The sequence below is a fragment of the Streptomyces armeniacus genome (assembly GCF_003355155.1).
Classification (GTDB): Bacteria; Actinomycetota; Actinomycetes; order Streptomycetales; family Streptomycetaceae; genus Streptomyces; species Streptomyces armeniacus.
In genome coordinates, this window is the sequence record NZ_CP031320.1 from 7,701,288 (window position 1) to 7,716,723 (window position 15,436).

The window sequence follows — 15,436 nt, forward strand, 5'->3', positions numbered from 1 at the left end:
CCCTCCGGAGTGCCCTTCTGCTGTCCTGGTCACCACCGCGGGGGGCGGGGCAGGGGAGACATGACGAACTGGTTCAGACGGGGACGGGGGCAGGGGCGGAGCCAGAGGCAGGCACGGGGGCGGCAGGCCGGCCGGCGCGACACTCCGGCCGACAGCACCGGCCCGGCGCCGAGCGTGCGGAACGACACCGCGCAGGCCCTCTCCGAGCAGGGCCACCGGGACGAGGCGCTGGCGATCTGGCACGAACTGGCCGAACAGGGCGATGCCCGCGCCACGGCCAACGTCGTCGTCGAGTGCGCCGCCGACGGCCGGTACACGGACGCTCTGAGGTGGTGGCGGCGGCTCGAAGCCCTGCGTACGGGCGTTCCGCCGCACGAACCGGGCGTACGGCTGCGCGGCCTCGGCAAGACGGAGGCCGCGGAGGGGTGGTGGCGTACGGCGGCCGAGAAGCTGAAGGACGACCGCAGTTGCGAGTACCTCGGCATCTCGCTGCGGGAACGCGGCCACGGCCAGGAGGCCAGCCGCTGGCTGCGCCAGGGCGCGGAGCGGGGCGACGGCCCCTGCGCCCGCGAACTTGCGGGCCTCGCCTTCGAACGCGCGGAACGGGCCGCCGACCCCGTCACGCGCGAGATCCACACGGAGGAGGCCGCCAAGTGGACGCGTGAGGCGGCCGCCGCGGGTGACAGCCCCGCCCGGCTCATCCTGCACGAGCTGGAGGAGCAGCTGGCGGAGCAGCTGGAGGAGCAGCGAAGGGCGGAACGGGAGGGGGGCTGTCGGGGCATGTGTTCCGCGGGGGGGACGGCGGCGGGGGGCGGGGGTTCGGCCACGAGGTGGCGCGCGAGGCCGACGCCGTCCGCAGCAGATGGAGCCTCACCGGGCAGTACGCCTCGGTGGACGAGGACCTGACCGGCACGGAGAACCTCGTGCTGCTGGCCCGGCTCCTCGGGCACCACAAGTCCGCCGCGTACACGCGGGCGGAGCAGCTGCTGGAGCGCGACGAGGGCGGTCTCGACCGCTTCTACACCTCGCTCGGCCACCTGTGGGCGCACGGCGTACAGGTGGACTGGGCCCCGGCGTTCGCCGCGCACCTGCCCGCCGTCGTGGATCTGCCGACGTACCCCTTCCAGCGTCAGCGGTACTGGCTGGAGGTGCCCAACGCGCCGACTGCCGCCGCCGATCCGGTGGACGCGCAGTTCTGGGAGACCGTCGAACGGGAGGACCTGGAGGCGCTGGCCGGGACGCTCGGCATCAGCGACTCCACATCGCTCGGCGAGGTGCTGCCCGCGCTGTCCTCCTGGCGGCGCGACCGCCAGCAGCGCGCCACCGTGGACAGCTGGCGCTACCGCATCGTCTGGCGCCCCCAGCAGAACCCGAAACCGGCCACCCTGGACGGCACCTGGCTGCTGGCCGTACCGACGGCGCACCAGGACGATGCACTCGTACAGCAGGTCCAGCAGGCGGTGACCGACGCGGGCGGACACGTCAGCGTCCTCCCTCTGGACACCTCCGCCGTCGAAGGCGACGCCGTGGCGGAGCAGTTGCGTACGGCGCTCGCGGAGAGCGACGCCCCGAGCGGTGTCCTCTCCCTCCTCGCCCTGGACGAGGCGGACAGTGCCCACGGCTTCGGCGTCAGCCGCGGCCTGCTCGCCACGATGGCGCTCGCGCAGGCCCTCGAGCAGGGTGCCGTACCCGCCGCCCCGCTGTGGTGTGTCACGCGCGGCGCGGTGTCCACCGGTCCGGACGAGCCGCCGGCCCGCCCCGCACAGGCGGCGGTACGCGGGCTGGCCCGGGTGTTCGGGCTGGACGAGCCGGAGTGCTTCGGCGGCCTGATCGACCTGCCCGAGGCGGATGGCACCGGGACAGACGGAACCCAGACAGACGGCACCGAGCCGGACCGTACGGCCGCCGCCCTGGCCTTCCTTGCGCCCCTCCTCGCCCACGCCCGAACGCACGCGCAGGCGGAGGCGGACGGCACCGCGCCGCCCGCCGGGTCCGCGGAGGACGACGTCGCCCTCCGCCCGTCCGGCGTCCACGCACGCCGTATGGTGCGCGCGCCGCTCAGCGCCGCGCCCTCCGTACGGCAGTGGTGCCCGCACGGGACGGTGCTCGTCACCGGCGGCACCGGCGCGCTCGGCAGCCACGTGGCCCGCGATCTGGCCCGGGAGGGCGCCGAGCACCTCCTGCTCGTCAGCCGGCGCGGCATGGACGCGCCGGGTGCGGCCGAACTCCGTGACGAGCTCACCGCGTTGGGCGCCCGCGTCACCGTCACCGCCTGCGACGTCGCCGACCGGCAGGCGCTCGCGGAGCTGCTCGCCGGCATCCCCGCGGACCTTCCGCTGACAGCCGTCATGCACACCGCTGGCGTCGTCGGCGGCGCGCGGCCGCTGGCGGAGACATCCGTGGCGGACGCGGCGGCCACCGTACGGGGCAAGGTCGCCGGCGCGCTCCACCTGGACGAACTGCTGGCGGACGCGGACCTGGAGGCGTTCGTGCTGTTCTCCTCCGGCGCCGGCGTGTGGGGCAACGGCGGCCAGGGCCCGTACGCCGCCGCCAACGCCCAGCTCGACGCGCTCGCCGAACGCCGCCGCGCCACAGGCCGTACGGCCACGTCCATCGCCTGGGGCGCGTGGGCGGACGGCGGCATGGTCGACGAGGAGGTCGCGGAGCAGCTGCGCCGCCGCGGCGTCCCGGAGATGGCACCGGAGCTGGCCGTACGGGCACTGGGCGAGGCCGTGGACCGGGACGAGACGGCCGTCGTGGTCGCGGACATCCGCTGGGACCGCTTCCTGCCCGCGTACGCGAGCCGCGGCCACCGTCCGCTGCTGGACGAGCTGCCCGAGGTACGGGAGTTGCTCGCCGAGCAGCAGCGGGAGCGGGAGCGCGACGAGGCGGCCGGGGGCGGTGCCGACGACCCGGGCGCGGAGCTCGTACGGCAGCTGAGCGCGCTGCCGGAGCCCAAGCGGAAGCGGATGCTGGTGGACCTGGTGCGGGGCGAGGCCGGGGCGGTGCTCGGGCACGGCTCGGCGGACCAGGTGAAGGCGGACAGGGCGTTCCGCGAGCTCGGCTTCGACTCGCTGACGGCCGTGGAGCTGCGGAACCGGCTGGGCGCCGCCACCGGGCTCAAGCTGCCCGCCGCGCTGGTCTTCGACCACCCCACGCCCACCACGCTCGCCGCGTACCTCCGCGAACAGCTGCTCCCGGAGGGCGACGGCGGCGGCGACTCCGGTCTCCCCGCCGAACTGCAGAAGCTGGACGCCGCCTACCGCGAGGCGCCGGACGACGCCGCCCGCCAGGCCATGGCCGACGGCATGCGCGCGCTGCTGAGCGCGTGGGACGGAGAAGTACCGCAGGACGGCGACGACGGCATCGACGACGAAGTCGCGGCCGCTACCGACCAGGACATGTTCGATCTGATCGACAGGGAACTCGGGATCTCCTGAGCCAGTACGTGCAGACATCCCGATTCTTGAAGGGCTGACGCTTCATCATGGACAACAACGAGGACAAGCTCCGCGATTACCTCAAGCGGGTCACCACCGACCTGCGGCAGACACGCCGCCGGCTGTCCGAGGTCGAATCACGGCAGCACGAGCCCATCGCTGTTGTCTCGATGGCCTGCCGCTGGCCCGGCGGGGCCAGCAGCCCCGAGGACCTGTGGCGGCTGGTGACCGAAGGCACCGACGCCATCGGCTCGCTGCCCACCGACCGCGGCTGGGACCTGGACGGGCTGTACGACCCGGACCCGGACCAGCTCGGCACCAGCTACGTGCGGGAGGGCGGATTCCTCTACGACGCGGCCGAGTTCGACGCGCCCTTCTTCGAGATCTCGCCCCGCGAGGCGCTGGCCATGGACCCGCAGCAGCGGCTGATGCTGGAGACGGCCTGGGAGGTCTTCGAGCGCGCCGGAATCGACCCCGCGACACTGCGCGGCAGCAAGGCGGGCGTGTTCGTCGGGTCCAGCAACCAGGGCTACGCCGTGGACGGTTCGATGGCGCCCGACGAGGTCGAGGGCCATCTCCTCACCGGCGGTTCGGCGGCCATCCTGTCCGGGCGTATCGCCTACCACTTCGGCCTGGAGGGCCCCGCCGTCACCCTCGACACGATGTGCTCGTCGTCGCTGGTGGCGCTGCACCTCGCGATCCAGGCACTGCGTGACGACGACTGCTCGATGGCGCTCGCGGGCGGCGCCACCGTCATGTCGTCCACCCGCAACTTCGTGGAGTTCAGCCGTCAGCGGGGTCTGTCGCCGGACGGCCGGTGCAAGCCGTTCGCGGCGGGTGCGGACGGTACGGGCTGGGGCGAGGGCGTCGGTGTGCTGCTGCTGGAGCGGCTGTCGGACGCGCAGCGCAACGGGCACCAGGTGCTGGCGGTGCTCAAGGGTTCGGCCATCAACCAGGACGGCGCCTCCAACGGGCTCACGGCGCCCAACGGCCCGTCGCAGCAGCGCGTCATCCGCGCCGCCCTCGCGAACGCCGGACTGGAGCCGGGCGACGTGGACGTCGTCGAGGCACACGGCACCGGCACCAAGCTCGGCGACCCCATCGAGGCCGACGCGCTCAGTGCCACGTACGGCAAGGCACACGACCCCGAACGGCCGCTCTGGCTCGGCTCCGTGAAGTCCAACATCGGGCACACGCAGGCCGCCTCGGGCATGGCCGGCGTCATGAAGATGGTGCACGCGATCAGGGAGGGCGTCCTGCCCAAGTCCCTGTACGCGGACGACCCCACGCCGCACGTCGACTGGGAAGAGGGCACCGTACGGCTGCTGACCGAGGCACGGCCCTGGCCGGACACGGGCGACGCACCGCGCCGCGCGGGCGTGTCGTCCTTCGGCGGCAGCGGCACCAACGCGCATGTCGTACTGGAACAGGCGCCTCCGGCCGACGGGCCCGCGGCCACGGAAGGGCTGACCGGCGAGAAGGCCGAGGTCGCCGCGGCCGTGGCGAAGGCCGCGGCGGACGTCGCCGCGGAGGAGGCCGCCGCGTCGGCGCCGCCGGCGGGCAGCCCGCTGCCGTGGATGCTGTCGGCGCGCTCGGGCGAGGCGCTGCGGGCGCAGGCGGAGCGGCTGGCCGCGTACGTGGCGGAGTCCGGTGCGGGCGCGGCGGACGTCGGGCACTCGCTCGCGGTGGCACGTGCGGGGCTGGAGCACCGTGCGGTGGTGACCGGCGCGGACACCGGCGAACTCCTCGACCGGCTGCGCGCGGTGGCGCGCGGCGAGGTGCCCGCGGGCGCGGCCCTCGGCGTGGACGAGACCTCCGGAGCGGACACGGACGTGGTGTTCGTGTTCCCGGGTCAGGGGGCGCAGTGGGTCGGCATGGGGCGCGAACTCCTCGACACCTCACCCGTGTTCGCGGCACGCATCGCCGAGTGCGACGCGGCGCTGGCGCCGTTCGTGGACTGGTCGCTGTCGGGTGTGCTGCGGGGTGTGGACGGTGCTCCCGGTTTTGACCGGGTGGATGTCGTGCAGCCCGTCCTGTGGGCCGTGATGGTGTCCCTCGCGGAGGTGTGGCGCTCCTACGGTGTGCAGCCTGCCGCCGTTGTCGGTCACTCGCAGGGCGAGATCGCCGCCGCCTGTGTCTCCGGCGCACTGTCCCTGGAGGACGGCGCCCGTGTGGTGGCGTTGCGCAGCCAGGCCATCACCGCTCTGGCGGGCCGTGGCGGGATGGTGTCGGTCGCGCAGCCGCGTACGGATGTGGACGGGCTGATCGCCGCGTGGGAGGGCCGTATCTCGGTCGCCGCCGTCAACGGCCCCTCCGCGGTGGTCGTTTCCGGTGACGCGGACGCCCTCGACGAGCTCATGGTGACGTGTGAGCAGCGGGAGATCCGGGCGCGCCGTATTGAGGTGGACTACGCCTCGCACTCCGCTCACGTGGAGGAGATCCGCGAGGCGATCCTGACCGCTCTGGCGCCGCTGGAGCCCAGGACGCCCGAGGTGCCGTTCTTCTCCACCGTCACGGGTGACTGGCTGGACGACGACACGCGTGTGGATGCCGAATACTGGTACACCAACCTGCGCCACACGGTGCAGCTCGAGCCCGCCATCCGCAGCCTCGTGGAAGACGGCCACGGCGCCTTCGCGGAGATGAGCCCTCACCCCGTCCTGACCATGCCGGTGCAGGACACCGCCGAGGCCGTCGACGCCGAGGTCACGGTCACCGGCACCCTCCGCCGCGACGAGGGCGGTCTCGACCGCTTCTACACCTCGCTCGGCCACCTGTGGGCGCACGGCGTACAGGTGGACTGGGCCCCGGCGTTCGCCGCGCACCTGCCCGCCGTCGTGGATCTGCCGACGTACCCCTTCCAGCGTCAGCGGTACTGGCTGGAGGTGCCCAACGCGCCGACTGCCGCCGCCGATCCGGTGGACGCACAGTTCTGGGACACCGTCGAACGGGAGGACCTGGACGCGCTCGCAGGCACCCTCGGCATCAGCGACCCCAGCTCGCTCGGCGAGGTGCTGCCCGCGCTGTCCTCCTGGCGGCGCGACCGCCAGCAGCGTGCGACGGTGGACAGCTGGCGCTACCGCATCGTGTGGCGCCCCCAGCAGAACCCGAAACCGGCCACCCTGGACGGCACCTGGCTGCTGGCCGTACCGACGGCGCACCAGGACGATGCACTCGTACAGCAGGTCCAGCAGGCGGTGACCGACGCGGGCGGACACGTCAGCGTCCTCCCTCTGGACACCTCCGCCGTCGAGAACGGCGCCGTGGCGGAGCAGCTGCGCGCCACCCTCGGAGAGAACGGCAACCCCAGCGGTGTCCTCTCCCTCCTCGCCCTCGACGAGCAGCCCCAGCCGGGCTACGAGGGCGTCACCGTCGGCCTCTCCCTCTCCCTCGCGCTCACGCAGGGCATGCTCGGCGCGGGCGTCGAGGCGCCGATCTGGATGCTCACCTCGCAGTCGCACACCACCGGCCTCGCCGACGACCCCGTGTGCCACCCGATGCAGGCCGCCGTCTGGGGCTTCGGGCGCGTCGTCGCGCTCGAACACCCGCCGCTCTGGGGCGGTCTCATCGACCTGCCCGCAGCGCTGGACGACACCGTTGCCGGTCTGCTGACGGCGAAGCTCGCCGAGGGCGGCGACGAGGACCAGGTCGCCTTGCGCCCCTCCGGCCGCTACGACCGCCGCCTCATCCGCACGCCCCGCGCCACGCCCCGTACGCCCCTCGAGCCGTGGCGTACGAGCGGCAGCGCGCTGATCACCGGCGGTACCGGCGGGCTCGGCGCGCACACCGCGCGGCTCCTCGCCCGCAGAGGCGCCGAGCACCTGGTGCTCACCAGCCGCCGCGGCATGGACGCGCCCGGTGCGGCCGAACTCCGTGACGAGCTCACCGCGTTGGGCGCCCGCGTCACCATCGCCGCCTGCGACGTCACCGACCGCGCGCAGGTGCGCGGCCTCGTCGAGGAGGTGGAGGCGGCGGGCCCCGCGTTCCGTACGGTGGTGCACACCGCCGGATACGGCCTGCTGGTGCCGGTCGCGGACGTCGGCATGGACGACTTCGACGAGGGCGCCCGTGCCAAGCTCCTCGGCGCGCAGAACCTCGACGCCGTCTTCGACCGGGACGGGCTCGACGCGTTCGTGCTCTACTCCTCCGTCGCCGGCGTGTGGGGCAGCGGCGACCACGGTGCGTACGCCGCGTCCAACGCGTACGTCGACGCGCTCGCCGACCACCGCCGCGCGCGCGGACTCGCCGGCACCACCATCCCGTGGGGCATCTGGAGCCCGGAGGGCGGCGGCATGGCCGTCGAGGTGGTGAAGGAGCAGCTGAAGTGGCGGGGCATCCCGTTCATGGACGCCGAACTCGCCGTCATGGGTCTCGAACAGGCCCTGGACGACGACGAGACCTTCCTCGCCGTCGCGGACATCGACTGGCCGCGCTTCGTGCCGGTGTTCACCGCCACCCACTCCCGGCCGCTGCTGCACGAGGTGCCCGAGGTCGCCGAGCTGATGGCGGCCGACGAGGCCGAGGCGGAGGGCGCCCAGAGCACCTCCGCGTCCCTCCAGACGCAGCTCCTGGCCATGGACGCCGGAGAGCGCGAACGCACCCTCGCCGACCTCGTACGCGTCCACGTCGCGGGCGCGCTCGGCTTCACCGACAGCGCCGACGTCTCCGCCACCCGCGCGTTCAAGGAGCTGGGCTTCGACTCGCTGACGGCGGTCGAGCTGCGCAACCGGCTCAACACCGCGACCGGCCTCAAGCTCGCCGCGACCGTCGTCTTCGACTACCCCAACGTCAAGGCACTCGCCGGACATCTGGCCGTCAAGCTCATCGGCGACGCCGCGTCGGGCACGGCAGGCGCGGCGGGCGTCGCCGTACAGCCGCTGCCGACCGGGACCGCCGGGGTGGTGGACGACGAGCCGATCGCCATCGTCTCGATGAGCTGCCGCTTCCCCGGCGGCGTGCAGTCCCCGGAGGACCTGTGGCGCGTCGTACGGGACGAGATGGACGTCGTGTCCCCGCTGCCCACCGACCGCGGCTGGGACATCGAGCGGCTCTACGACCCGAACCCCGACTCCGTCGGCACCACGTACGCGCGTGAGGGCGGATTCCTGGAGGGCGCGGGCGACTTCGACCCGGCGTTCTTCGGGATCTCCCCGCGCGAGGCGCTCGCGATGGACCCGCAGCAGCGGCTGCTGCTGGAGACCTCGTGGGAGGCGCTGGAGCGCGCCGGCATCGACCCGAAGAGCCTGCGCGGCACCGCGACCGGCGTGTTCGTCGGCGCCGCGTACCAGGGCTACGGCAACACCGCCGTACCTCCCGAGGGCCTGGAGGGCCACCTCATCACCGGCACGGTGACGAGCATCGCGTCCGGCCGCATCTCGTACACCCTGGGCCTGGAGGGCCCCGCGGTGACCATGGACACCGGCTGCTCGTCGTCACTCGTCGCCACGCACCTCGCGGTGCAGGCGCTGCGCAGCGGCGAATGCACGCTGGCGCTGGCGGGCGCGGCGGCCGTGATGGCCGAGCCGATCGGGCTGGTGGGCTTCAGCCGCCAGCGCGGCCTGGCGCGCGACGGGCGCTGCAAGGCGTTCGCCGCGTCGGCGGACGGCATGGGCATGGCCGAGGGCGCGGGCATGATCGTGCTGGAGCGGCTGTCGGACGCGCAGGCGAACGGGCACACGGTGCTCGGCGTCGTACGGGGCTCCGCGATCAACCAGGACGGCGCCTCCAACGGCCTTACGGCGCCCAACGGCCCGTCGCAGCAGCGCGTCATCCGCGCGGCGCTCGCGAACGCCGGCCTGAAGCCGGGCGACATCGACGCCGTGGAGGCACACGGCACCGGTACGACACTGGGCGACCCCATCGAGGCACAGGCGCTGCTCGCCACGTACGGCGAGGAGCGCGACCCGGAGCAGGAGCCGCTGTGGCTCGGCTCGGTCAAGTCCAACATCGGGCACACGCAGGCCGCTTCGGGCGTGGCGGGTGTCATCAAGATGGTCGAGGCCTTCCGGCACGACCTGCTGCCCAGGTCGCTGCACCTGGACGAGCCCTCGCCGCACGTCGACTGGTCCGCCGGCGCCGTGGAACTGCTCGCGGAGGCCCGCCCGTGGGAGCGGAAGGGGCACCCGCGCCGCGTCGGCATCTCCTCGTTCGGCGTCAGCGGTACGAATGCGCATTTGATTGTTGAGGAGCCGCCGGTGGTGGGGGTGGAGGCTGTTGGGGTCTCTGCTTCTGGTGGGGTGGTTCCGTGGGTGTTGTCGGCGCGTTCGGGGGAGGCGTTGCGGGCTCGTGCTTCTTGTGTGGGTTGGTTGTACGTGTACGGAGACAACCGCGATCGACGCGTAAGTCTGCGTGGGCAGGTGAGGAGGGGAATAAGGGACAGGGCGTCGGGGGCGTGGGCGGCCACGGACAGGGCGGCCCGTACACCCCCGCACGGACCCGGATGCCCGGCAGCTCCACCCCCGCCTCGACCACCGCGCCGCAGCCGCCCGGCGCGCCCGGCCGCACCGTCACCCCGGCGCGCACGTGGCGCGTGCCGACGCCGATCCGGATGCCTCCGGCCGGGTCGCTGCGTACGCCGTCGGTACGTACGCCGTCGGCTCGCACGTCTGCGCGCGCCTCGGGGCTGAGGCCGGGGCCGGGGCGGGGCTGCGGTGCGGCGTTCGCAGGGGCCGGTCCAGCCGCGAGCACCACCCCCAGGCCCGCGGCGACGACCGCCGGCCACCGGCGGAGTCGTGTCGTCACACGCAGAGAATGCTGAAGCCCGCGGTCCGGCTGAAGAGATCAGTCCGACAATCGCCCGATGCGCTGAACTTCCCCGCCTACGTGCATGGATGGCGCGTGACCAGTCCATCCGCGCCGGGCGTTGCCGATTGTACCTACTAGTATGTACGATCCCTGGGTGACCACCGCCGAGAAGCTGATCGAAGCCGCCCAGGACCTCCTCTGGGAGCGCGGCTACGTCGGCACCAGCCCCAAGGCCATCCAGCGCCGTTCCGGCGCCGGCCAGGGCAGCATGTACCACCACTTCGACGGCAAGCCCGACCTCGCCCGTACGGCGATCCGCCGGTCCGCCGAGCAGATGCGTGCGACCGCGGAGGCGGATCTCGGCGGCGAGGGCGGCGCGTTGGAGCGCGTACGGGCGTATCTGCTGCGCGAGCGCTCCGTGCTGCGCGGCTGCCGACTCGGCGGGCTGGCGCAGGACCCGGACATCGTCGCGGACCCGGAGCTGCGGCGCCCGCTGGAGGAGACGTTCGACTGGCTGCGCGGACGGCTGGCCGAGGTGCTGGAGGAGGGCCGCGCGAGCGGCGAACTGGCCCCCGCGCTCGACGCCCGCGGCACCGCGGCCGCCATCGTCGCCGTCGTGCAGGGCGGCTACGTGCTCGCCCGCTCGGCCGCCGACCCCGCGCCGTTCGGGCAGGCCGTCGAGGGGCTGCTGGCGCTGCTGCGCACGCTCTCCACCGCTCCCGGCGGCGCTCGCCCGTAGCCCCGGCCCTCAGCCGCACCCGTTCAGCCCTCGGTCCTCAGCCCTCAGCACCGGAAGCCCTCGGCACCGGACCCGCTCCGCACCTGCGCCCCGCTCAGGAGGCCACGCCCCGTGCATGCCATGCAGTACGAGATCACGCTGCCCGCCGACTACGACATGGGCGTCATCCGCCACCGCGTCGCGACCCGTGGCCACCTGCTCGACGGCGCCCCAGGGCTCGGCCTGAAGGCGTACGTCATCCGGGAGCGCGGCAGGGAGGGCTCGCCCGTCAACCAGTACGCGCCGTTCTACCTCTGGGACGACCCGGCGGCCCTGACCGGCTTCCTCCGCGGACCCGGATTCGACGCCCTCTGCGGCGACTTCGGCCGCCCCGCCGTACGCAACTGGCACGGCGTCACCCGCGAAAGCGGCTCCGCGCGCGCGGAGCCGCCCACCCACGCGGAACGCACCGTACGGACGCTCCGCGCCGACGTGCCGCTCGACACGCAACTCGGGGCGGCGGCGGAGGAGTTGCGGCGTACGGCGCGCGCCGAGGGCGTGCACACGGCCGCGCTCGGCTTCGATCCGTACCGCTGGGAGCTGGTCCGCTTCGTGCTCCGCGACCGGCCGCCGCCGGACCCGGCCCGTGCGGGGCACGGGCCCGCCGAGCGGTACGAGGTGCTGCACCTGTCCGAGGGACCGTACCCGTGATCCGTACGGAGGCGGCCCCGGCCACCGTACGGACGCGCCCCGGACGCCGTACGGCGCCTGCGCGCGGGGGCTGGTACGGGTCGCACGTATCGGGTACTACGGATGAGTAGCACCCGTCAGTAGCGCGCAGCCTGCGAGAGTGCGAGGTGAACGAGCACCATGACCGTCACAGAACGCGAAGCCCGTGAGGTGGCCGAGGCCGCCCGTGAGCAGGACTGGCGCAAGCCGAGCTTCGCCAAGGAGCTGTTCCTCGGCCGCTTCAGGCTCGACCTCATCCACCCGCACCCCGAACCGGAACCGGAATCGGTGCGCCGCGGCGAGGACTTCCTCGCCAAGCTCCGGGTGTTCGTCGAGACGCAGATCGACGGTGCCCGCATCGAGCGCGAGGCGCGCATCCCGGACGAGGTGATCAACGGTCTCAAGGAGCTCGGCGCCCTCGGCATGAAGGTCGGCACGGAGTACGGCGGCCTCGGCCTCTCGCAGGTCTACTACAACAAGGCGCTCGCCCTCGTCAGCTCCGCCAACCCGGCCGTCGGCGCGCTGCTCTCCGCCCACCAGTCGATCGGTGTGCCGCAGCCCCTGAAGCTGTTCGGCACCGAGGAGCAGAAGAACGCCTTCCTGCCGCGCTGCGCCCGTACGGACATCTCCGCCTTCCTGCTCACCGAGCCCGACGTGGGCTCCGACCCGGCGCGGCTCGCGACCTCCGCCGTACCCGACGGCGACGACTACGTACTGGACGGCGTGAAGCTCTGGACGACCAACGGCGTCGTCGCCGACCTGCTCGTCGTGATGGCCCGGGTGCCCAGGTCGGAGGGCCACAAGGGCGGGATCACGGCGTTCGTCGTGGAGGGAGATTCACCCGGCATCACGGTGGAGAACCGGAACGAGTTCCTGGGGCTGCGCGGGCTGGAGAACGGCGTCACCCGCTTCCACCGCGTACGGGTGCCGGCGGCGAACCGTATCGGCCCCGAGGGTGCCGGCCTGAAGATCGCGCTCACCACCCTGAACACCGGCCGCCTGTCGCTGCCCGCCACCTGCGTCGGCGCCGGCAAGTGGTGCCTGAAGGTGGCCCGCGAGTGGACCGAGGCACGGGTGCAGTGGGGGAGGCCGGTGGCAGAGCACGAGGCCGTCGGGGCCAAGATGTCGTTCATCGCCGCGACCACCTTCGCGCTGGAGGCGGTCCTCGACCTGTCCTCGCAGATGGCCGACGAGGACCGGAACGACATCCGTATCGAGGCCGCCCTCGCCAAACTCTACGGCTCCGAGAAGGGCTGGCTCATGGTCGACGAGCTGGTCCAGATCCGCGGTGGCCGCGGCTTCGAGACGGCCGCGTCGCTCGCGGCACGCGGCGAGAAGGGCGTACCGGCCGAGCAGGCCCTGCGCGACATGCGGATCAACCGCATCTTCGAGGGCTCGACCGAGATCATGCACCTGCTCATCGCCCGCGAGGCCGTGGACGCGCACCTCTCGGTCGCGGGCGACCTGATCGCCCCCGAAGCGTCGCTCGCCGACAAGCGGAAGGCGGCCTTCGCGGCGGGCGGCTTCTACGCGCGCTGGCTGCCGAAGCTCGTCGCGGGTCCGGGCCAGCGGCCGGGCTCGTACGCGGAGTTCGACCGCCTCGCCCCGCACCTGCGGTACGTCGAACGCACCGCGCGCAAGCTGGCCCGCTCCACGTTCTACGCGATGTCCCGCTGGCAGGGGAAGATGGAGACGAAGCAGGGCTTCCTCGGCCGCATCGTCGACATCGGCGCCGAACTCTTCGCGATGAGCGCGGCCTGCGTACGCGCCGAGCAGATCCGCCGCACGGGCGACCACGAGCGCGGCAGGTCCGCCCACCAACTCGCGGACGCCTTCTGCCGTCAGGCCCGCATCCGCGTCGACGAGCTGTTCGGCCGGCTGTGGACCAACACCGACGAACCCGACCGGTCGGTCGTCCGCGGCATCCTGAACGGCTCGTACACGTGGCTGGAGGAGGGCGTCATCGACTCCTCGTCCGAGGGCCCGTGGATCGCCGACGCCACACCGGGCCCCTCCCGCCGGGAGAACGTGCACCGGCCGATCCGCTAGGTGCCGCCCGGGGGCTCCGCTCCCAGGAGCGCGAGCAACCCGGGAAACCTCCGCTCGACGTCCGCGCGCCGTAGCCGGATGCCCTTGCGGTTGCCGTAGTCGATCTCGTCGATGAGACCTGCCTCGCGCAGGACCCGGAAGTGGTGTGTCTGGGTCTGCTTCGAGATCGGAAGATCGAACGAGTTGCAGCCCCGTTCGCTGTCGCTGCGGTCGGCGGCCAACTCCGCCATCACCGAACGACGGTGCTCGTCGGCGAGGGCGCGGAACACCGCACCCAGATCGAGTGCGTCGGCCTCCGGGCCGACCAGGTCCTTCCCGGCCATGCGGCACTCCCTTCAGGTACGACTTGCATCGTACCTGAAGCGCGTGCTCCACTGAGGTACGAAATCGATCGTACCTAGGTCGGCCGCGCCGCACCCTGCCGCCGCTGCCTGAGAACCGGCCCGGCGCTCGCCCGGAGACCTGGTCCTGGACACTCCGAGAGGTCATGTCATGCAGAAGCCCGAAGTGCTGATAGTCGGCGCCGGAATCGCGGGGCCCGCACTCGCGTACTGGCTCTCCCGGAAGGGATACCGGCCGACCGTCGTCGAACATGCCCGGCAGCTGCGCTCCGGCGGCAGCGCGATCGTCGTAAAGGGGCCCGCGATCCCGGTCGCCGAGCGCATGGGCATCCTTCCGCAGCTCCGCGGGCTCGCCACCCGCAACCGGTCGCTGACCCTGCTCGACCCCGACGGCAGGCGGATCCTGCGACTCCCGCTGCCCTCGGACGAGGCGCCGACGGTCGAGGTGACCCGGGCCGACCTGTCCGAGGTGCTCCACCGGTCGGCGCGGACCGAGGCCGAGTTCCTCTTCGACGACACGGTCACCGCTCTCGACCAGGACGCGGGCGGCGTCGACGTCACCTTCCGGCGGTCCGCGCCGCGCCGCTTCGACTTGGTGGTCGGTGCCGACGGGATGCACTCCACCGTACGGCGCCTGGTGTTCGGCCCCGAGCGGCAGTTCGCGCGCGACCTGGGCCTGTTCGGCGCGACCGTCCCGCTGGAACCCGACGCCATCGAGGACCCGGAGGAGATGACGATGCTGACCGCGCCGAACCGGATGCTGGTCGTCCACCCCTCGCGGACCACACCGCTCGCGATCTTCACCTTCCGGGCCGCGCCGCCGGCGCCCCACGACCGCAAGAACACCGCCCTCCACAAGCGGACCGTGGCCGACGCCTACGCGGACGTGCGGTGGCGGGCACCGGAGTTCGTGGCGGCGTTCCTCGACCACCCGGCTCCGTTCTTCGACCCCCTCACCACCGTCCGGGTGCCCTCGTGGTCCCGTGGGCGGGTCGTGCTCCTCGGGGACGCGGCGGCGGCGACAGCCCTGCTCGGCGACGGGTCCAGCATGGCGATGGCGGGCGCGTACGCCCTCGCGGAGGAGCTCGCCGGCCGTCCCGGTGACCACGCCCGCGCCTTCGCCGCCTACGAGTCGCGGCTCCGCCGTGAAGTGGGCCCGCGGCAGCGGCGCGTCGGGCTGCTCTCCCGGCTCCTGGTGCCCCGCACCCGGCCGGGCCTCGCGGTGCGCAACGCGGTGGGCCGCGCGGTCGGCCGTACGAGCCGGATCACCTCTCGCGAAGCCGCGAACCGGTAGACCGGGCCCGCACCGACCGGCCAACGCCCCGCGCGGGGGCGGCTGCCGTGGCCCCACCGCGCCATCCGCTCCACTTGAGGGCAGCGTCCGCCGCGGCACCCCGGACCAGACACAATGGGGG

General features: G+C 73.3%; 7 protein-coding genes and 1 pseudogene. 7 read left to right on the plus strand and 1 reads right to left on the minus strand.

The genetic code is table 11. The features are described from left to right. The first annotated feature begins 174 nt into the window (after positions 1–174). From DVA86_RS35055 to DVA86_RS33415, 6 genes and pseudogenes are all read left to right on the plus strand, one after another. Entirely contained in the window at positions 175–906 is a 732-nt protein-coding gene (locus DVA86_RS35055) for a hypothetical protein (RefSeq protein WP_222623477.1), read from the plus strand. After that, positions 831–3,440, plus strand: coding sequence for an SDR family NAD(P)-dependent oxidoreductase (locus DVA86_RS33395; protein WP_222623395.1), 2,610 nt, complete (start codon positions 831–833; stop codon positions 3,438–3,440). Before DVA86_RS35055 ends, DVA86_RS33395 begins: the two co-directional genes overlap by 76 nt. Positions 3,441–3,487: 47 nt before the next feature. Further along, positions 3,488–9,730, plus strand: a pseudogene (locus DVA86_RS33400) (type I polyketide synthase); the annotation flags it as partial. A gap of 593 nt (positions 9,731–10,323) precedes the next feature. Then, positions 10,324–10,923 carry a TetR/AcrR family transcriptional regulator gene (locus DVA86_RS33405; protein ID WP_208883915.1) on the plus strand — a complete coding sequence of 200 codons (600 nt, stop codon included), beginning with the start codon at positions 10,324–10,326 and terminating at the stop codon, positions 10,921–10,923. 111 nt (positions 10,924–11,034) lie between these two features. Beyond that, a complete protein-coding gene (locus DVA86_RS33410) occupies positions 11,035–11,613 on the plus strand; it encodes a DUF4865 family protein (protein ID WP_208883916.1) in 579 nt (192 codons plus the stop codon). 159 nt (positions 11,614–11,772) lie between these two features. After that, on the plus strand, positions 11,773–13,680 hold the full coding sequence (locus DVA86_RS33415) for an acyl-CoA dehydrogenase family protein (RefSeq protein ID WP_208883917.1): 1,908 nt from the start codon (positions 11,773–11,775) through the stop codon (positions 13,678–13,680). Here DVA86_RS33415 and DVA86_RS33420 read toward each other — a convergent pair. Then, complete coding sequence (locus DVA86_RS33420) at positions 13,677–14,003, minus strand: ArsR/SmtB family transcription factor (protein WP_208883920.1); 327 nt, start codon at positions 14,001–14,003, stop codon at positions 13,677–13,679. The two genes, DVA86_RS33415 and DVA86_RS33420, sit on opposite strands and share 4 nt — an antisense overlap. 169 nt (positions 14,004–14,172) lie before the next feature. Between DVA86_RS33420 and DVA86_RS33425 the strand changes: the two genes are divergently transcribed. Then, positions 14,173–15,315, plus strand: coding sequence for an FAD-dependent monooxygenase (locus DVA86_RS33425; protein WP_208883921.1), 1,143 nt, complete (start codon positions 14,173–14,175; stop codon positions 15,313–15,315). Positions 15,316–15,436 lie beyond the last annotated feature (121 nt).